15 protein-coding genes are annotated in these 19649 nt (G+C 41.9%); 6 read left to right on the top strand and 9 right to left on the bottom strand.

The window, feature by feature from the left end; all coding sequences use genetic code 11:
- The first annotated feature begins 14 nt into the window (after positions 1-14).
- Both GVX98_RS11720 and GVX98_RS11715 read left to right on the top strand, forming a co-directional pair.
- Positions 15-3119 carry an efflux RND transporter permease subunit gene (locus GVX98_RS11720; RefSeq protein ID WP_159128173.1) on the top strand — a complete coding sequence of 1035 codons (3105 nt, stop codon included), beginning with the start codon at positions 15-17 and terminating at the stop codon, positions 3117-3119.
- Positions 3120-3214: 95 nt separating this feature from the next.
- Positions 3215-4933: a proline--tRNA ligase gene (locus GVX98_RS11715; protein ID WP_159128172.1), complete on the top strand. Its 1719-nt coding sequence runs from the start codon at positions 3215-3217 to the stop codon at positions 4931-4933.
- 58 nt (positions 4934-4991) lie between these two features.
- Here the strand turns inward: GVX98_RS11715 and GVX98_RS11710 are convergent, their stop codons facing one another.
- The 6 genes from GVX98_RS11710 to GVX98_RS11685 all read right to left on the bottom strand — a co-directional run bounded on the left by GVX98_RS11710 (position 4992) and on the right by GVX98_RS11685 (position 12331).
- A complete protein-coding gene (locus tag GVX98_RS11710; RefSeq protein WP_159128171.1) occupies positions 4992-6344 on the bottom strand; it encodes a hypothetical protein in 1353 nt (450 codons plus the stop codon).
- 24 nt (positions 6345-6368) lie between these two features.
- Positions 6369-8654 carry a DUF6160 family protein gene (locus tag GVX98_RS11705; protein ID WP_159128170.1) on the bottom strand — a complete coding sequence of 762 codons (2286 nt, stop codon included), beginning with the start codon at positions 8652-8654 and terminating at the stop codon, positions 6369-6371.
- A gap of 26 nt (positions 8655-8680) precedes the next feature.
- Entirely contained in the window at positions 8681-9364 is a 684-nt protein-coding gene (locus GVX98_RS11700) for a hypothetical protein (protein WP_159128169.1), read from the bottom strand.
- 9 nt (positions 9365-9373) lie between these two features.
- Positions 9374-10816 carry a hypothetical protein gene (locus tag GVX98_RS11695; protein WP_159128168.1) on the bottom strand — a complete coding sequence of 481 codons (1443 nt, stop codon included), beginning with the start codon at positions 10814-10816 and terminating at the stop codon, positions 9374-9376.
- Positions 10817-11053: 237 nt separating this feature from the next.
- The gene (gene dcd / locus GVX98_RS11690) at positions 11054-11623 is read right to left on the bottom strand and encodes a dCTP deaminase (protein WP_004694514.1); all 570 of its coding nucleotides are present in this window, start codon (positions 11621-11623) and stop codon (positions 11054-11056) included.
- Positions 11624-11737: 114 nt separating this feature from the next.
- Positions 11738-12331: a LysE family translocator gene (locus tag GVX98_RS11685; protein WP_004694517.1), complete on the bottom strand. Its 594-nt coding sequence runs from the start codon at positions 12329-12331 to the stop codon at positions 11738-11740.
- Positions 12332-12692: 361 nt separating this feature from the next.
- Between GVX98_RS11685 and GVX98_RS11680 the strand changes: the two genes are divergently transcribed.
- Genes GVX98_RS11680 through GVX98_RS11670 form a run of 3 tightly spaced genes read left to right on the top strand, consistent with a single transcriptional unit; the run spans position 12693 to position 16182 of the window.
- The gene (locus tag GVX98_RS11680; RefSeq protein ID WP_159128167.1) at positions 12693-13703 is read left to right on the top strand and encodes a TAXI family TRAP transporter solute-binding subunit; all 1011 of its coding nucleotides are present in this window, start codon (positions 12693-12695) and stop codon (positions 13701-13703) included.
- Positions 13700-14173: a DUF1850 domain-containing protein gene (locus GVX98_RS11675; RefSeq protein WP_159128166.1), complete on the top strand. Its 474-nt coding sequence runs from the start codon at positions 13700-13702 to the stop codon at positions 14171-14173. Before GVX98_RS11680 ends, GVX98_RS11675 begins: the two co-directional genes overlap by 4 nt.
- Complete coding sequence (locus tag GVX98_RS11670; protein WP_004981183.1) at positions 14170-16182, top strand: TRAP transporter permease; 2013 nt, start codon at positions 14170-14172, stop codon at positions 16180-16182. The genes GVX98_RS11675 and GVX98_RS11670 overlap by 4 nt, the downstream gene beginning before the upstream one ends.
- A gap of 51 nt (positions 16183-16233) precedes the next feature.
- Here GVX98_RS11670 and apbC read toward each other — a convergent pair whose 3' ends face one another.
- On the bottom strand, positions 16234-17511 hold the full coding sequence (gene apbC / locus GVX98_RS11665; RefSeq protein ID WP_159128165.1) for an iron-sulfur cluster carrier protein ApbC: 1278 nt from the start codon (positions 17509-17511) through the stop codon (positions 16234-16236).
- Between the two features lie 316 nt (positions 17512-17827).
- On the opposite strand from apbC, the gene GVX98_RS11660 reads away from it, so the two are divergent.
- Entirely contained in the window at positions 17828-18157 is a 330-nt protein-coding gene (locus GVX98_RS11660) for a hypothetical protein (protein WP_004694526.1), read from the top strand.
- A 43-nt stretch (positions 18158-18200) separates the two neighbouring features.
- Here the strand turns inward: GVX98_RS11660 and GVX98_RS11655 are convergent, their stop codons facing one another.
- A complete protein-coding gene (locus GVX98_RS11655) occupies positions 18201-18665 on the bottom strand; it encodes a hypothetical protein (RefSeq protein ID WP_159128164.1) in 465 nt (154 codons plus the stop codon).
- A gap of 149 nt (positions 18666-18814) precedes the next feature.
- Positions 18815-19615, bottom strand: coding sequence for a hypothetical protein (locus GVX98_RS11650; RefSeq protein WP_159128163.1), 801 nt, complete (start codon positions 19613-19615; stop codon positions 18815-18817).
- Positions 19616-19649 lie beyond the last annotated feature (34 nt).

The following is a 19649-nucleotide window of genomic DNA, read 5'->3' as shown; positions in this document are numbered from 1 at the left end:
AAAAGGTTGTTGCTATGTGGTTAACCCGTATTAGTGTGAAATATCCTGTTTTTACCATCATGATGATGTTTTGTCTGATGGTTTTAGGCTTAGCCTCTTGGCAAAGAATGGGAGTTGAGGAGTTTCCTGATGTCGATTTCCCCTTCGTGGTGGTTTATACCACCTATCCAGGCGCATCCCCTGAAACAGTTGAGTCTGAAATCACCAAGAAAATGGAAGATCAAATCAATACCATTTCAGGTTTAAAACAGGTCATTTCTCAGTCTAGCGAAGGCTTATCGACCATTATTGCTGAATTTGATCTCGATGTTTCTTCCGCTATTGCCGCGCAAGATGTCCGCGATAAAATTGCACCGGTCACCGCTGAGTTTCGAGACGAAATTCAAGACCCGATTGTTGAACGTTACGATCCTTCTGCCAATGCCGTGATGTCAATTGTATTTGAATCACAAAACATGTCACTAAAAGAGCTCAGCTCTTATCTGGATCAGCGCATCGTTCCACAGTTTAGAACCGTTTCTGGTGTAGGGACAGTCAACTTATTGGGTGATGCCAAGCGACAAATTCGCATACAGATTGAACCCCACAAATTACAAAGTTTTGGGATTGGTATTGACCAGATCATCAACACGCTAAAAGCTGAAAATGTCGAGGTTCCGGGTGGAACGTTGAAACATGGTAACAGTGAACTTGTGGTCGAAATTAAGTCTAAAGTGATTCATCCTTTAGCCTTCGGCGATTTGGTGATTGCCAATAAAAATGGTGTACCGATTTATTTACGTCAAGTTGCAAGCATTTCAGACAGCCAAGCCGAACTTGAGTCAAGTGCCTATTTAGATGGTAAAACCGCGGTTGCGATTGATATTTTACGCAGTTCCGATTCAAATGTGATTGACGTGGTCGACGGCACTTATGAGACCTTAGCAGATATTCAAAAACAGTTACCTGAAGGCACCACAGCAAAAGTCGTGGTAGATTCATCCAAAGGCATTCGTAACAGCATCACCGATGTTGCACGTACCATTATTGAAGGTGCAGCTCTTGCCGTTTTGATTGTCCTGCTGTTTTTAGGCTCATTCCGTTCCACCGCCATTACAGGCATGACGTTACCGATTGCCCTCCTTGGCACTCTGACGTTTATTTGGATCTTTGGCTTTAGCATCAATATGATGACCTTACTGGCACTATCACTCAGTATTGGTCTACTGATTGATGATGCGATTGTAGTCCGTGAAAATATTGTGCGACATTCAGACATGGGCAAAGACCCTGTCACAGCAGCCCTTGATGGCACCAAAGAAATTGGACTCGCTGTTTTAGCCACCACCTTAACCATTGTTGCGGTGTTCTTACCTGTGGCATTTATGGGCGGTATTATCGGGCGCTTTTTCTATCAGTTTGGCGTAACCGTCAGTACTGCTGTGCTGATCTCCATGTTTGTCAGCTTTACTTTAGATCCAATGCTATCTGCACATTGGGCTGAAAAGCATAATCCACATAAACCACCCAATCGAGTCAAACGTTTCTTTAATTGGATTTCTGGCAAACTAGATAATCTCAGCCATGGCTATGAGAAATTACTCAAGCTTGCTCTACGCTTCCGACTCATCACCCTCATGGTTGCTGTGGCTTCGCTATTCGGTGCATTAGGCTTATCTAAACTAATTGGAACAGAGTTTGTCCCTGTTCCAGATAAAGGTGAGATCCGGATTAAGTTTGAAACACCTGTCGATGCATCTTTGGAATATTCACAAGCCAAACTGCTGCAAGTCGATAAAATTATTCAGCAGCACCCTGACGTTCGAGCAACCTATGCCGTGATTAATGGTGTTACGGATCGTGGTAAAAACCATGTCAGTATTCGCGTAACCGTTACACCACGTACAGAACGCAAGAAAAGCTTAACCGACTTAAACAATGAATTCCGCCAACGCCTACAACAAGTGGGTGGCATTACCGTGACCTCAATTGCCTCCGCAGATGAAACGGTATCGGGCGGACAAAAGCCAGTGATGATTTCCATCAAAGGTCCAGACTTAGCCGAATTGCAAAAAATTTCAGACCGCTTTATGGCAAAAATTGCACAAGTCAAAGGCATTGTCGACTTAGAAAGCTCACTTAAAGCTCCTAAACCGACTTTAGGTGTGCATATTAATCGGGTCTTAGCCAGCGATTTAGGCCTATCGGTCAACCAAATTGCCAATGTCATTCGTCCATTGATTGCAGGCGATGATGTCACCACATGGCAAGACGACAAAGGCGAAACCTATGACGTTAACCTGCGCCTAACTGAAAATGCGCGTAGCTTACCTAGTGATGTACAAAACCTTTACCTCACATCGCAAAAAACAGATGCCAATGGTCAAGCTGTATTAATTCCCCTTTCTAGCGTTGCGCATTTAGAGCAAAGTCTGGGGGCATCGCAGATTAATCGTCGCGATCTAGCAAGGGAAGTCTTAGTTGAAGCCAACACCGCGGGTCGTCCTGCAGGTGATATTGGTGCAGATATTAAAAAAATTGAAGACAACTTTGACCTTCCTGTAGGTTATAGCTTTGACACACAAGGTTCAAACAAAGACATGGCTGAATCCGCAGGCTATGCCATGACCGCTATCACCTTATCGATTGTGTTTATTTATATTGTGCTAGGTTCTCAGTTTAATAGTTTTATTCACCCTGCGGCGATTATGGTTTCCCTTCCGTTATCGCTGATAGGGGTATTTTTAGCGCTCTTCTTATTTAACTCCACTATGAACTTGTTTTCTATTATCGGTATTATCATGTTGATGGGGCTGGTGACCAAGAATGCAATTCTATTGATCGATTTCATTAAAAAAGCCATGGATCACGGCGTTGATCGTTATCAAGCGATTATTGATGCGGGTAAAACACGTCTACGCCCTATTTTGATGACTACTAGTGCTATGGTGATGGGCATGGTGCCTCTGGCTTTAGGACTAGGTGAAGGGGGAGAACAAAGCGCACCGATGGCACATGCAGTGATCGGCGGTGTCATTACATCGACACTACTAACCTTGGTAGTGGTTCCTGTGATCTTCACCTATTTAGATGACTTTAAGAACTTTATGCTGCGTCAAGTACGTAAAATCATGTCATAATAATCAACATTTTTCTGAGGTGGTGTCGACATGCCTCCTCATTTTTTATCGTATAATCTTTGACTTTCAAAGTTTAAAATTTTAGGACAGTTTCCATGCGCGCGAGTCGCTTTTTATTTGCAACGTTAAGAGAAACCCCAAATGACGCAGAAGTGATTTCACATCAACTAATGCTACGTGCTGGGATGATTCGTAAATTGGCTTCAGGTTTATATACTTGGCTGCCGATGGGCGTTCGCGTATTAAATAAAGTTGCAGCGATCGTTCATGAAGAAATGAACAATGCGGGTTCACTCGAAGTCCTGATGCCCGTAACTCAACCAGCATCTTTATGGGAAGAATCTGGTCGATATGTCCAATACGGCCCGGAACTGCTTCGTTTCAAAGACCGTCACGGCAACCCTTTCGTGCTTGGTCCTACCCACGAAGAAGTCATAACCGATCTTGCGCGCAATGAACTCAAAAGCTATAAACAATTGCCTGCAAACTTCTATCAAGTACAAACCAAATTCCGTGATGAAATTCGTCCACGTTTTGGTGTAATGCGTTCACGTGAATTTATCATGAAAGATGCTTATTCTTTCCACGCAAACCAAGAATCACTGCAAGAAACCTATGACATCATGTATGGCGCGTACTGCAAAATCTTTAGCCGTTTAGGTTTAGATTTCCGTCCAGTACAAGCAGATACAGGTTCAATTGGTGGTTCAGGCTCACATGAATTCCACGTATTAGCATCAAGTGGTGAAGATGATATCGCCTTCTCGACTGAATCTGAATATGCGGCAAATATTGAAATGGCTGAGGCTATTTTAGTCGGTGAACGTGCAGCGCCAACCAAAGCATTAGAAGTTGTCGATACACCAAATCAAAAAACCATTGCAGACGTCTCTAACTTCTTAAAATCTGATCCTGCACACTCTGTAAAAGCCTTGTTAGTACAAGGTATTGCAGCCGAAGAAGGCCAAGCAACACCGGTAGTGGCATTGTTCTTACGTGGCGATCATGAGCTAAATGAAATTAAAGCCGAGAAGCATCCGCGCATTGCATCACCATTAACTTTTGCAACAGAAGAACAACTTGCTGCACTGGGTTTAACCGCTGGTTTCTGTGGACCACAAGGCTTGGTAGAAAAAGGCTTAACGGTCATTGTCGACCGTGCTGCATCGGTACTGTCTGACTTTGTTGCAGGTGCAAATGAGGTTGATAAACACGTGACAGGTCTCAACTGGGAACGTGATGCACAGTTCACTGAAGTTTATGACTTACGTAATGTGGTTGAGGGTGATCCATCTCCAGACGGTAAAGGTACGCTGCAAATTAAACGTGGTATCGAAGTTGGGCATATTTTCCAACTCGGTCAAAAGTATTCAGAAGCTTTGGGCTGTAAAGTTCTAGGTGAAGATGGTAAGCCATTTACTGTAACCATGGGTTGTTACGGTATTGGTGTAACACGTGTAGTTGCCTCTGCAATTGAGCAAAACTTTGACGAAAAAGGCATTATTTGGCCTATGGCAATTGCACCGTTTGAAGTTGCCATTGTGCCTATGAATGCACATAAGTCTCCACGTACTTTAGATGCAGCTGAAGCCTTATATGCTGAACTCACGGCAGCAGGTTATGATGTTTTACTGGATGATCGTAACGAACGTCCAGGCGTGAAATTCTCAGACCTTGAGCTTACAGGGATTCCTCACCGTATTGTGATTGGTGAGAAAGGCTTAGATGCTGGTACTTTTGAATATAAAGGCCGTCGTGATGCTGAATCTGTAAATATTTCTAAAGAAGAGTTGTTGGCGAAAATTGCAAAATAATTCATTTTAGAATGAAAAATCCCGTGTATATCGCGGGATTTTTTATTAGATCATATATCTAACAGAACTTTAAACCACCGTAGCAGTTTGATCTAAAGTTTTGCCCTTGTAAGCTTAAATTGGTCAGTGGAAAATCCAAAGTCGTCGTATTCATTGGAACATTCCCAACAACTAAGGCAGAACCACCGACACATCCTGTTAAAAGATTACCGCAATTTCGAGGATTGTCCGTTAGATCTTTATTAATACCCGCAATGGTTTGTTTTAATACTTCATTGGTAATTGCCACTTTGGTCGTTGGGCTTAAGCTACCCAGTTCGACTTCATCTTCCATTGCCAGCCACCAACCTTTATTCGCACCAACCGCAGCACCCGTCCATAAAATATCTTGGGACTGCAAGGATAATGATGCAGGGTTGTTTAAATACAGTGCATGAATTAAGCCTAAACTTTGATTGACTGTAATATCTGTTTTAAGCCCCGTAATATTGCCGGACACCTGTTTATCTAAGTTTAAAAAACCGAGTACTTTAGCTGTTAATTGTCCACTAAAATCAATTTGCCCAACAGTACCCGTCCCTTTTAAAGTTACATCCTTCATTCGAGTCCCCGACACAACTGTCGAATTAATCGTAAAAGGCGCTGTAGTCGAAGATAAATTTAAATTATAAGTATCAGACGTATATGAAATATCATAACAAGGGTCTAAAAAACCACCTACACAAGTTGTCCCAGAACTACTTCCGAGTAATCGTCCTTGCACAATACCATTCATAGTTAATCCTGTATCTGCAAAGGTCATGCTACGAGCTGCTGTCACTGCAGTACCTGATGCAGTTTTGGTTTTCATATATCCACTAAAGGTATTAATTCCATTGGGTATCGCATTATTATTTGCATCTACATCATTATTGGTACCTAATGTCATCAAGCCTTTAATCTTTTCAGCACTAACACGAAAGCCTAACACCTCACGTGTTGCAGCTGAAGTCGGATTTTTAATCGCAAACTGAATAAATGGGTTTGTGATTAATGCCGAAGTTGCTGCACGTTGATCAGAAGTATAGTTTGGATCATCAGGTAGTCCACTTAAACCAATATGATCGATATCAATATCACAACTGTTCGCTCGAATGGAATTGTTGTCGCCACCACATCCCAATTGAAGCTTTTTAATATTGGCATTCAGCTCCAATTCTGCACTTAGGGCCAACTTATAAAAACCAATGTTTGATTGGTTATATGTTTTCCCTTGTGCATCGGTTGTATTTGTCCCCTGCTGGAACTCTAGGTTCATCAAAGACTGACCTTCAACTTCTGACAACTCCTCGTCATTTAAAGCGGTCATCGCATAACTTTGACTCAAGCCTAATGTTGCTGTGATTAGAATTGAAATTAAAGACTTATTCATTTTATTTATTCCTTGTCATCCTTTTTAGCGCGGCGTAATCCCTAATGTGCTACGCATAGCCCCACCCGTAATGGCAATATCTGCAACCTTCTGCATGGTACCCGTTGGAGACAATGCAACCTCCGTTCTAAAAGCAGTCCCTTGTCCCCCTGCTAATGCCTTATGGTTAAATTGCACTTGATTATCTATGACAACAGAGTCCTTTTGCATATGAATTTTCCCATTCAAACCTAAGTGACCTTGCATTTTGTTTAAGTTAAAACTTGAGGTTTTTGTTGTGGTTCCATTGCTATCGGTATTACTTAAGCTAATAAAACTTCCTTTTTTACTTTCATTACTCAGGTCTGTGCTACTCAACGTATTAAACTCAAAATTGGATTTAAATGACAAATAGTTGCTTTGTGGTGTCCCGCCTACAGCCTCAAGCCCTGGAATAATAAAGAGTTCGCCTTTACCATCTAACATAAAAGCAATCGATGCGAGAACATCATCTTTTTTGGCAAAGTTATTAATCGGCACGACTTCTTTGGCACAACTATTTACCCCTGCTAGACAGTTATATAGTGCACCTGGAAGCTGCCCGATTGCGATTTCCGCATTCGCAGCAAACAATAAGCTATCGGCTTTGATATAGATTTCATTTTCATTAAAGCCAATCACCCCATTGGCTTTAAAATATGAGTCAATATTACGTAAGCCTGTATAGTAGTTAACTTCTTCGCCATGCTTACTCATCGCACCATCAATGACGATAATCGACGTTGTTTTAGGGTTGCCTTGACTATCTTCACCATAACCATCAGTTGATACCGCGATGTCATAGCCCAACCCATCCTTCACTGTTCCAACGGTATTGGTATATTTCTTGGCAAAAAATGCCGCATTGGCATTTAGGTTATAAATTGGAATACCTAAACCCCATGTTCCTTCATTAGTATTGTTTACTGCAATGGAATTATCTGAAATAAAACGGGCTTTACGTGCAATGGCTTGAAAATCTAGCCCACGTACAGCAATAAAAGCCATATTTGAAGCATTGCCCGTTGGCGATGGGTTATAAATCAGCTCATAGTTTTGCGCACCCAATATCGTCTTAATTTGGTCATTGACCACAAAACCCATTGAATTGGTGCGAATGTTATTAATGTAAATCTGGCCAAAATCAATATAAGCATTTTGACTGTTTATTGCTGAATTAGGGTCAATAGAAGTACGCACGTTCAGCGGTGATAAGTTTGAAAATTCGATGGCATAACTACCTGTACCAGTATGCCCTAATTCAAACGTTGTTGGCGTGCTAGCACCAAGCAAACTATTCCCTGCACGGGTAAAGTCAGCCGATACATTTAAATGTAAGCCGCCCGCATTTTTAAAACCATAACCTGTAGATGCAACCACCTCATTTTCTTGAACATTACCGTTAACACGGTTGACCGTATTAAACTTAGCAACACCAGTCTGGTCAGCATTTAACGCGATCTTGCCATTGGTTAATGCACCCGATGCCCCTATCCGAATTAAGTTCCGGTGAGTCGAGTTTGCTGAGCCATAACGTAAATCGACGTTTAACCCCGGATTTGTGGCATTGCCTACACGGCTGTCATGTACATCTGTCTTATCTTCCACTCGACCTAAAACAACAATATTATCGCCAACACTGCCCTTTGAAGTGAGAACCACACCTTCCGTTTCATCGATATAGAGATAGCCATCAGCAGATAAATTGAAGTTGAAATCTTTTAAGGTTAAATCTTGATTATTTTGTCCATAGCTAATACTGGCATTCTGCAATTTAAAATCTAAATGCACCTTTGAGTCGCGGTTAAACAGACCATTCGTCGTTGCTAAGTACACTTCAAAAGGTGACATAGTTGAAAGCTTAAAACTTCCTAAATTTTGATCCGTTTCACCCGTTGCACAATTTGGTGAACACATCAGCATGATTTGGGCAGCCGTTGCGGTAAAAGGTGACACACTGGCAGAGAGCTGAATACCAACCCCTTGCGTACCATTGGCTAATTGTGTTGTTCCCACATCAAAATCGAGTTTGGTTTTAATGTTGTTATAACCAGTCGCCGTTTTAACGTCAATATTATGTAAACCCAGTTTAATCGGTGTTTTTCCGACTTCCGCTGGATCGACCCAATTCAATTGTTTAATGTCAACTTTTGAAGCTTCATGGGTAATTGAAATACCATCTTGACCCGTTACATCACTTAAAATCTGATCATTCAAAGTTTGTAATGCATAACTTTGATTCGCTACACAGATACACAGTGTCAGAAGGTTTAGTTTTATTATTTTATGCATCTCAATATCCTTTTGAAACTATGGGTCTAACAGCGGCTACCCGCAGTGCCCGAGCAGTTATAACTAAAGATTTTTAGATTTCCATCCAGATGTAAGTTTCCATGGACATTTAAGCCCATAAAGCCTTGTTCCTGACCTTTATCAAAAGTTGGTACAGTTTTACTCGTACCATAACTGTTATATGTTGATGTATTGAAATATCCATTTTCACCACTTTCTACTGAAAGGCTGGCAAAACCTAAGTTACGAATTTTAAGGGGTTTATCATCGAAAAACTTTAACATCATCGCAGTTTGTGGCTTACCTTCTTTATTCAGAATTGTGGTACCTTCCAGCGAAAATTTATCAATTTGCATGGTGCCTTGGAACTGCTTAAACACCAGCCATTTTCGTTGCCCATTTTCCTTATGATTATTTGGAGAAATAGCAATACGACACAGTTCTAATAAAGCGCAATCTTGATTTGCGCGCATTTGATAATAGGCTTCAGTGACAATAGCTCGCCCATTTGCATCTACACCATTGATCCTAGAGATCGTATTTAAACTCATATCATTGGCATATTGGTGGTTGATCGATAGGGTTAAGCTCAAATCTGCACCGCCCTGTCCAGTCACACCGACCAGTTCCTTATTATCCAAATCTACCAAACCCGCTTGAGACAACATGGATACAGACATCAACATGGTTACACAAAATTTTTTCATCATGTCAGTATCCTATAACCCTGTGGTCTTAATTTTTAAGTGTTGGATCAATACACCATCTATAGCAACTGAACCGAGATTTACAGGAACTGCTGTTCCAGTTCCCCGGAATACCACACCAGTAGATTGTGTCGCCGTATTGGCTTTAAGCGTATTGGTGGTCGGATCTCGTGTCACGCTACCAATCGAAATACTGCTATGTGTTGCGTTATTCCCTTGGTATTGAACCGCGCTAGTCCCTGCCCCAGTCTGAACAATATTCGAACCGCAATAGGCCACATTACAAGTTGATCCTTTATAGTCAGTGCTGCTTCCACCTTGTACATCTGGATAGTAGGTATAAATCTGCTTATAAATCTCAGGCACATTCGGAATACGCGTGACTTCAAGAATAATATTGCGTCCTTCCGAACCGACAACAAAAGGCTGATACATATTGCCCAAGACCAAATTAATATTTGGGCTATATAAATAAAGCCCCTCGCTCGCATCAAAAATTGGAGCCAATGAACGATCTAATGCAGGTGTGACTGCCGTACCGTCGTTGGTCGCAGCGGTGCTCAGTCGAAGAACTTTAGCATTCAATAGCGCTTTATTTGCGTCATCGTTGGTATAGACCAATCCAGATGGATCATCATTGGTATTGATCCGAAGTAAGGCTGCCATCCCAAAGGTTTTATTTTGCTGGTCTAAGGTAGATGCTTGAGTTTGAAACATACGCACCTGTGAGCCATTTAAACTCAATCCATTGGCAACCGCCTGTAAACGTATTCTTTGATTTAAACTTAAATCAGGATCCGCAGCCGCGTTGGTTGTTGTCGGTGCACCAGTGATAGGGTCCACTTTATTCTGGGAGTTCCAGCTACGTGAAAAAGCATCCCACCATAGACCTAATTTAATATTATTATCTGTGTCACTCGCTACAACCGCTGCTAAAGGCGCTTCCAGCCCTAGAAAACTTACATCTGAACTTGCATTCGACTGATGAAACTGTTTAATCCCCGTGGCTGTGCCAGCGCGAAATAACCAAGGATTAACATCGCTTCCCCATGTGAAGCCCTGATTACTGAAACGGCTATTGGCATCATTATCAGACCGCGAAAGCGCTAAACCATAAATAAAGATGTCCGCTTTGGTTCGTTTCGCACTCAGATCATCAGCATCGGTATATTTGGAGTAGTTCTCACCCACAGGAATAATACGAATGAAACCCGTGTCGTATTGTTGTGGATTGGCCACGCCACGGTTGTAGCTAGAAGCAGTGGAGAGATCATTGGCCCCTTGGAACACCATCTTGAAGTTTTCAGGAAGTAAAGCAATGCCTTCACCCGTAGTATCCGCTAGATATTCATCGGAAAGTGACTCAAGGGCAAATGTAGACTGCGCAAGCATGAGTCCGACAAGACTAGCTAAACAGGATTTTTTCAATCCTGCGGGATATATACGATTCGTCATCTCGACCATCCTTATTATTCGATGCTCCGCATCTTTATGTACTGCATCCTTTACTTGGCATTCTACTCTGCGCACTATAATTTTTATTTGCGTCAACCAAAGCACTCTATTTCATAATTGATTATGCTGAAACTCAGCACAAATGCAAAACCAACTGTCCGATAATATTTATTTTCCGATGAATGAATTGACATAAAAAAAGCGGATCAATGATCCGCTTTTTTAAATATGAATAACTTAGGTCTTCGGCAAAGTCACACCTGTTTGACCTTGGTACTTACCACCACGGTCTTTATACGATGTTTCACACACTTCGTCAGATTCGAAGAACAACATTTGTGCAACACCCTCACCTGCATAAATACGTGCAGGAAGATTGGTTGTGTTCGAGAACTCTAAAGTAACATGACCTTCCCACTCAGGCTCAAGTGGTGTGACGTTTACGATAATACCGCAACGTGCATAGGTCGATTTACCCAAACACACAGTCAACACATTACGTGGAATACGGAAATACTCAACGGTACGTGCTAAAGCAAATGAGTTTGGTGGAATAATACAAACATCAGCTTCAATGTCGATAAAACTTTTATCATCAAAGTTTTTTGGATCTACAATTGCGGAGTGAACATTGGTAAAAACTTTAAACTCACGTGCACAACGAACATCATAACCATAGCTCGACACACCATAAGAAATGAGTTTTTGACCATTTTCATCTAAACGAACTTGGTTTTCTGCATACGGTTCGATCATGCCGTGTTTTTCGCTCATTTCGCGAATCCAACGATCGGACTTAATAGCCATTTATTCTTTCCAAAAAAGCTTAATTTCAATAATTGCGTTGTACTTTAACTGAAATCGCTTTCAATGAAAATAAGCGCGTTTAAGTTCGCAAAATTTCTGTCTTTAATTACTAAATTAAAAGCTTAAAATCGCAGAATAGCTCAGTGGAATCGAAAAACTCATCAAAACCAGCGATGCTGTTTTTTGCAGGTTAGATTGGTTCAGCCAACGAATTTTATTGCTCGCTAAAATTGACCCGATAAAAGTCCAAAAGAAAGCAATTGGAACAATCAAAACCAAAAACAGCGACATATGTGACAGATAATAATCCAGTTTTGTCCACGCAATGGTTGGGAAAATGGCTGAAGCAAACAATAATGCTTTAGGGTTCAATAACGTTGCCAAAAACAGTTCACGCGCCCGAATAGTCGGTTGATTAAAACTCACTTCAGCATCGGCTGTACGCCATAATTTGATGGCCAAATAAATGATATAGCTTGCGCTGAACAGTTTTAAAATAGTCGGCAATAAAGGCAAGTGTACGGACACTTTTCCAATAAGGAAGCCCCATGCGGTGATTGAAATGAGATAGCCAAAAGCTTCTGCTGGAATGAGACGCAAAGATTTACGAATACCGACTTGAATGCCCGAAGAGGCAAGTAGGGTATTGGTTGGTCCTGGAGTTAAAAGAATGGTTATCACTAAACCAATAAAAAACCAAGTGACCATATTCACAGACCCACATATATATAGCTATAAGCGTAATGACTTGCCTTGCTGAAAGCAATCAAATTTAGTGAACCGTGATAACAGTTTTTTTAATTTTCATTCAATACTTAACATAAATAACGTATAAGGCCCTTACCCAATCTAGCATTCATAAAAATGACGCCACATGCTTTATTCTTTTTTCAAATCAATGATTTTATAAATCAAATAGACATGCCTAATGAAAAAAAACTATTCAAATGATTTTTAATCAGTTACTTTTTAAAACATGCGTATTTTTATTCATCAATCTGATCACGCTAAGTCAAGGATAAAAGAGCCAAGTGAATGGCTTTGAAGATAATAAAACGAGGAAAAGTATATGAAAAAATGGACTCAACTCACGCTACTTTCAATTGCACTTGCGGGTCTAGGAGCATGCTCAAGTGACAATAAAACCACGACTTCAGGCGATGCTCAAACTGAAACCAGTGCACAAGCATCCGACAAACTCCAAAGTAAATTTGTCAACATAGCAACAGGCGGCGCATCTGGCCCGTATAACGTGATTGGCACCAGTTTGGCTGAAATTTATAATAAAACCTATGGTGTAAATTCAAAAACTCAAACCACAGGCGCATCAGTAGAAAATCTTAACTTACTCAAACAGAAAAAAGTTGAAATGGCTTTTGTCATGAGTGATAGCTTAACCGAAGCACTAAATGGCACAGGTAGTTTTGCCAGTGGGAAAATTGATAATGTCCAACAAGTGGCGGCACTTTACCCCAACTATGTGCAAATTGTGGCATCAAAAAAATCAGGCATTAAAAAGCTTGAAGACTTAAAAGGTAAACGCATTGCCGTCGGTGCCCAAAACTCAGGGGTTGAAGTTAATGCGCGCACCCTCTTAAATGGTTTTGGTATTACTTATAATGACGTGAAGGTCGATTATCTAGGCTATGCAGAAGCCGCGGATGCTTTAAAGGGTGGAAAAATTGACGCTGCATTCTTAACCAGTGGTATCCCCAACTCATCCTTGATGGAACTGCAACAAGGTTTCGATTTACAACTGGTCGGGATCGATCCTGAGAAAGTGAAACAAATCGCCAAAAACCAAACTTATTTCCTATCTCTGAATATTCCGAAAGGTACTTATGGTAATGCAGAAGATATTCCAACTGCGGCCATTATGAATGCTTTAGTGGTCCGTTCCGATCTTTCTGAAGATGATGTCTATAAACTGACTAAAACCTTCTTTGATAGTTTAGGACAGTTGGCCAACTCACATCAGGCAGCGACAGAAATTAATCTGGAAACGGCCCAAAAAGGCGTGGTTGCTCCGCTACACCCTGGGGCTAAGCGTTATTACGACGAACTCGCAGCGAAAAAATGAAGCTGAAAAAAAGTGCAGTGTTTACTGCACTTTTTCTACTCGGTTTATGCGGGCTGTTGTTCTTACCTGTTCGCTATAGCGAAGTGACTGTTGCTCACATGCAGTGCCGAATTTCAACAGCACAATTTAGTTTGCAGTGGAAACATTCAGTCGAAAAAACCCGTTGGATTGAAAACTATCAACGGGAGCAACAGCACTTTATATTGCGCTACACCGACCTGATTTCTTTCGGTGCAGGCACACCGAATGACTATCCCATCATCTTTCAAAAAGACGGTATAGTCAGAATGAAAGTTAATCGGCGAATTGATCAAATCAACTGGATCATTTCCAAGAATATGCAAGGCAGTATCATCATTCACCAGTGCGTCTGGCCTATTTTTCAACAATATCCAGATTACACCTTGGTGCAAATTACAGCACAACAACAGCCCTTGTGGAAAGCATGGCAGATCGGAGAATGCCGATGACTCAAAATGAAGAAAAAGTTGCCCCTGAACAATTAGACGAGCAGCAACAACAAGCCATTTTAGAAAAATTTGATCGTGAGTCAGTGACTCGTTCCCCAAGCAACAAGTCTGTAGCATGGTTCATAGCGGCGATTGCTATTTTCTATTCCTTATTTCATTTATTTATTACCTTTAATCCACTACCCGAACTGATCCAACGTTCCGCCCATGTCGCTATTGGTTTAGTTTTGATCTTTCTACTTTATCCTGCGCGTCAGTCCAGTTCACGACAAAGCATCCCTTGGTTGGATTGGTTACTTGCCTTAACCGCTTTAGCAACCTTTTTATACCTTTGGAAAGAATATCAAGCCATTATGACCACGCGTGGGGGTATTCCAAACACTTTAGATATTGTTTTTGCCATTTTAGCCGTGGTTCTGGTGGTTGAAGGTGCTCGGCGGGTCATGGGATGGATGCTGCCTATTTTAGGTTTAGTCTTTCTGTCTTACCCGTTTTTTAGCCACTATGACTGGGTCCCAGATCGTTTATTGACGCGTTCATATAGTATTAGTGATATTTTCGGGCAAATGTATTTAAAAACCGAAGGGCTTTATTCTTCCGCTATTGGCGCTTCAGTCACTTTTATTTTCCTGTTTATTTTGTTTGGTGCTTTTCTGGCGAAATCAGGCATGGGCAAATTGTTTAATGATCTTGCGATGGCACTTGCGGGACATAAACAAGGTGGTCCTGCAAAAGTTGCCGTCATTTCCAGTGGATTTATGGGCAGTATTAATGGCACAGCGGTGGCCAATGTCGTAGGGACCGGTTCATTCACCATTCCCCTGATGAAAAAAATTGGCTACCACAAAAATTTTGCAGGTGCTGTTGAAGCCAGTGCCTCTGTAGGTGGACAAATTTTACCCCCGGTGATGGGAGCCAGTGCCTTCATTATGGCTGAAACCACGGGTGTCAGTTATGGCACCATTGCCCTTGCAGCCACCCTTCCAGCTTTACTCTACTATTTAGGTGTGATGGCGCAGGTTCATTTCCGTGCTGGTAAAGACAATTTAAAAGGTGTCCCGAAAGCGGATTTGCCACGGGTTAAAGATGTCCTAAAGGAACGAGGACACTTGCTTATTCCGATCGTAGCTTTGGTGTTTTTCCTCTTTCAATCCATTCCTGTCAGTTATGCCGCGGTCTACACCATTGTCTTAACTGTGATTGTGGCGAGTTTCCGCAAATCGACCCGTATGGGCTTCAAAGAAATATTAGAAGCGCTCGCCGATGGTGCAAAACAATCCCTTTCGGTCATGGCAGCCTGTGCTGTGGTGGGGATTATTATTGGTGTAGTGAGCCTGACCAGCTTTGGCTCTGTCATGACCTCCTCAATTATGAGCATCGGTGCAGGCAGCCTATTTTTAACGCTGTTCTTTACCATGATTGCATCAATGATTTTAGGCATGGGACTTCCTTCGATTCCAGCCTATATCATTACCGCGACTATGGCTGCACCTGCTTTGGCAAACTTTGATATTCCCACGCTGGTGGCGCATATGTTTGTGTTCTACTTTGGTCTTTTTGCCAATATTACTCCCCCTGTCGCCTTAGCCGCCTTTGCAGGTGCGGGAATCGCAGGGGGCGACCCAATGCGCACAGGTTTTCAAGCCTTGAAGCTTTCTTTAGCGGGCTTCATTGTCCCGTTCCTGTTCGTCTATAACCCTGCCATGCTGATGATTGATACAGCCAATGTCGCAGTCAATGCACGTGAGTTTGCCTTTCCTGCATGGACAACTATTGTGAGTATTGTCTTTACCTCAGTGGTTGGGATTTTGGCACTGGGTGCAGCAGTTGAAGGTTACTTTAAAGTTGGTTTGAATTGGTTCTGGCGGATTTTCTTAGGTGCAGGTGCTTTATGTATGATTATCCCTGAAACTGTGACTGATATTATCGGGATTGTGATGGTGGTGATCGCCATCAGCATTAATCTTATGCAAGCCAAAAAACAAAATCAGTCCTATTCACTGTCCTAAAAAAGCAAAAAAAAAGCCCAACTCAACAGGTTGGGCTTTTTTTTGGCTGATTTAGAAAATACGAGTCTGATCTTTTTCAGCCTGAGGCAGTGCGGCTGCAATTTTTTCAGCAATCTGCATATAGCTGTCTGCTGCACTGTCTTCCACTAAAACAGAAGGCTTACCCGCATCCGCATTTTCACGGATTTGTACATTTAAAGGCAAACGTCCCAACAGCGGAATAGCATATTGCTCCGACAGTTGATCACCGCCGCCCGTACCAAAAATTTGCTCTTCAAATCCACAATTTGAGCAAATATGGGTCGACATATTTTCCACAACACCCATAACTGGAATATGTACGCGGTTAAATAACTCAATGCCTTTAGTCGCATCCATAAGTGCCACGTTTTGCGGTGTGGTGACAATCACCGCACCTGTCACAGGAATACGTTGCGCAAGCGTCAACTGAATATCGCCTGTACCTGGTGGCATATCAATCATCAAGACATCTAAGTCAGGCCATAAGGTTTGATTGAACAATTGCATCAACGCACCTGTCGCTTTCGGCCCACGCCATGCCACAGGAGTATTGTGATCACCTGTTAAATGTCCAATCGATAACACGGCCAAACCATAGGCATCTAAGGGTACAAAATTTTCCGATTCAATCATCGGCGTTTTGCCCGCATTGCCCAACATAGTTGGAATACTTGGACCATAAATGTCCGCATCTAAGACCCCAACTTTTAAGCCGAGCTTTTGCAAAGCAAGTGCAAGGTTTACCGTGGTGGTGGATTTGCCCACGCCCCCCTTGCCCGAGGACACCAAAATCACATTTTGAATACGCGGATGCTTCGGCACATCACGTTGTTGTGGCGCTGCTTTTTGAATGGGTGGATTGTTTGGATCAGTTTCAACGGGTTGTGCAGCAGCTTGGGCTGCTGAGCCTGAAGCATCAATCACTGGGGGTAAATTGCTTTTCGGTGCAACCTCTTTTGCTTGGCTTGAACAGCTCTCACCTTCAGCATGCTGATGTCCACAGCCACCTGACTTTTCTTTATGTCCCGTTTTTTGTTGAATCACATGCATGTTTAACTCTTTGATACCGCATGCTTCAAGCGCAACCGCCAAATCATCATGAATCTGTTGTAAATCATCGGCTTCGGCAGGAAAAGTATTGATGGTAATTTGCAGAATATTGCCCTGCACATTCACTTGAGTAATGCGGTCTTTCAACGCATGGTTTGAATTGGGCAAGATATAGTTTTGCAGTACTGTTTGGATTTCTTCTTCCTTTACCTCCTGCGCAGGAGAAAAAACTGATTTAAGAGAAGAAAGCCACGACATATATGTACTCCAAATTCGAGTATTCAGCTGAATGCTATAGTTTAACCACAAAACGAACTTAGGTTAAGTTCAGTATTTATGGATTATGCCATGAAATTTAGTATTCCTAGCTTTTTAGTTGGTTTTATACACTGAATATCAAAGGGCGAAGCTTAGTCGCTTAAGCTAACTGAAAAAATAAAATCGGTGAATTGGATCAAATTTGAACGTAAAGAATTGTAAATAAAATCCAATCCCCCTAATTAAGGTGATGTTATTGCATAGCAAAATATCTATATTCTATTGTTCTATCTTGACGCGATTTGGGGAGAAAATAATGAAACTTTGGGCCGTGGTTGTTTTGGCTTGCACCATATCTAGCTTTAGTTTTGCAGACACGTCAACCAATTCATTTAAAACCCCTGCGGGTCAAACGGTGACTATCGGTGATCAAGTTCAAGACATGCAGAAAAAAATCGATTTATCGCCAATTTCTATGTCATCTACCCCAATCAGCAGTGCGCCTAATAGCCCACTTGAGACGGTATATGTATATGAAATTGCAAACTATCGTTACACCATCCGCACCGTGAACAATCAAATTCAGAGCATCATGTGGTTTAATTTAGACGCAGACCCTGCACTGAGTACACAGTCTACGCCGTAGTCTTAGCAAACATTTAAGGCCGACATTCGCCATTTCAAACGGATTAAGCTTGGTCGTCTTTTTTAAATTTTTGCAGTGTTTCTGTGGCTTTCTTTTTCAACTCGTCAAACTTTTCAGTGGCTTGCACCTTAAACTCTTCCAGTTTAATTTCAGCCTCATGCTTTAACTCTGTGGCTTTAAGTTTTGCCTCATCCAGTTTATGCCCTGCTTCAACTTTAAAATGATCCAATTTTTCCTGCGCAACTAGTTTCGCATGCTCGGCTTTGGCTTGTGCAGACTCCAACTTTTGCTCAAAAGCTGCATCACCTTCGGCTTTACTTTCTGCTGCGTTTTGCTTTAAGTCAGTCAGCTGCTTTTCAGCATCTAGCTTGGCTTCAGTGGCCTGATGCTTAACATCTTCCAGTACTTTCTCACCTTCCAGTTTTGCTGCTTGAGCTTTCAATTTCAAGTCTTCACCCAACTCAGTCGCTTTGGTTTTTAAATCATCGAGTTTATTGTCATTCGTCATGTCACAGCCCTCTTTCGTATTTAAAATTTTGCTTAACTAAGAGTTATACCTTGCTTTTTAAGTGCTGACGTCATTTGCATCATTTGGAAACAATAGCTGTACAGGATGCATCAATTTAAACACCATCCTGTACCACTCAACGGAAGAGACTAACGCTTTAAAGTACTGATAAAACTGATGACCGCAAACAGCCAAATAAACAAAATGAAACTGCGTGCTTGAGTGAAATGGGTCACGTCTGCGCCATGTACCATATTATGACGGCTGGCCGTGACACTCGAACTCGCATCCATTTTCAATGCTTCAAGGCTCAGAAAATACGGATTGATTTCACTGGCAATTTTAACTTTATGCCATAGGCTTTTGACTTCATGGCCTTTCAAACCTGGTACGATTTTATAGACATCGACGAACTTGGTTTGATTTTGCTGTAAATAACCATGCTCAATCAGCGCATCTGTCAAAATCCCTTCTATTTGACCATAAAGAACCGTAATGCACCCTGCATAACACTGCTGTTGATACAGTTTTAACGTTTCTTCAATCAAGCTGCGGCGCTGAGCTTGGAATGCCCCCAAATCCATCGCGTCGTAAGCGTCAAGCAAAGTCGTTTGGAAATAGTCCGTTTGAATTAAATCGGGCAATTGAAACTTAGTCATATCCGCTTCTTTTTCATTGGCCATTTGCCAGAAAAACAACAGATTGAGCACGTCATTGGCCATTGGTTCATCACTTTCATACTCAAGCTGATCGGCCATGACTGCAAAGTACGGATCTTCAGACTCAAGCTGACGGAGCGACTCGACCAATTGTGCATGTGGTCGACTGCCCATTGAAGCAAGATATTGTTCAGCTTGTTGTAAAAGTCGATTGCCCAGTAGTTTGGTCGCTTGTGGATTTTGCGGAATTCGGGTCACGGGTTGGTCGAAGTCAAAATCATCATCGATCATGGACGGCATACTCTTAAAAACGGGCTGAATCTAA

Origin of the sequence: Acinetobacter sp. 8I-beige (assembly GCF_902505955.1) — a bacterium.
Lineage (GTDB): Bacteria > Pseudomonadota > Gammaproteobacteria > Pseudomonadales > Moraxellaceae > Acinetobacter > Acinetobacter johnsonii.
This window is presented reverse-complemented; position numbering and strand designations above follow the sequence as displayed.

Coding starts and splice junctions, on each gene's coding strand:
- GVX98_RS11720 (WP_159128173.1), top strand. CDS start 15: ATGTGGTTAACCCGTATTAGTGTGAAATATCCTGTTTTTACCATCATG.
- GVX98_RS11715 (WP_159128172.1), top strand. CDS start 3,215: ATGCGCGCGAGTCGCTTTTTATTTGCAACGTTAAGAGAAACCCCAAAT.
- GVX98_RS11710 (WP_159128171.1), bottom strand. CDS start 6,344: ATGAATAAGTCTTTAATTTCAATTCTAATCACAGCAACATTAGGCTTG.
- GVX98_RS11705 (WP_159128170.1), bottom strand. CDS start 8,654: ATGCATAAAATAATAAAACTAAACCTTCTGACACTGTGTATCTGTGTA.
- GVX98_RS11700 (WP_159128169.1), bottom strand. CDS start 9,364: ATGATGAAAAAATTTTGTGTAACCATGTTGATGTCTGTATCCATGTTG.
- GVX98_RS11695 (WP_159128168.1), bottom strand. CDS start 10,816: ATGACGAATCGTATATATCCCGCAGGATTGAAAAAATCCTGTTTAGCT.
- dcd (WP_004694514.1), bottom strand. CDS start 11,623: ATGGCTATTAAGTCCGATCGTTGGATTCGCGAAATGAGCGAAAAACAC.
- GVX98_RS11685 (WP_004694517.1), bottom strand. CDS start 12,331: ATGGTCACTTGGTTTTTTATTGGTTTAGTGATAACCATTCTTTTAACT.
- GVX98_RS11680 (WP_159128167.1), top strand. CDS start 12,693: ATGAAAAAATGGACTCAACTCACGCTACTTTCAATTGCACTTGCGGGT.
- GVX98_RS11675 (WP_159128166.1), top strand. CDS start 13,700: ATGAAGCTGAAAAAAAGTGCAGTGTTTACTGCACTTTTTCTACTCGGT.
- GVX98_RS11670 (WP_004981183.1), top strand. CDS start 14,170: ATGACTCAAAATGAAGAAAAAGTTGCCCCTGAACAATTAGACGAGCAG.
- apbC (WP_159128165.1), bottom strand. CDS start 17,511: ATGTCGTGGCTTTCTTCTCTTAAATCAGTTTTTTCTCCTGCGCAGGAG.
- GVX98_RS11660 (WP_004694526.1), top strand. CDS start 17,828: ATGAAACTTTGGGCCGTGGTTGTTTTGGCTTGCACCATATCTAGCTTT.
- GVX98_RS11655 (WP_159128164.1), bottom strand. CDS start 18,665: ATGACGAATGACAATAAACTCGATGATTTAAAAACCAAAGCGACTGAG.
- GVX98_RS11650 (WP_159128163.1), bottom strand. CDS start 19,615: ATGATCGATGATGATTTTGACTTCGACCAACCCGTGACCCGAATTCCG.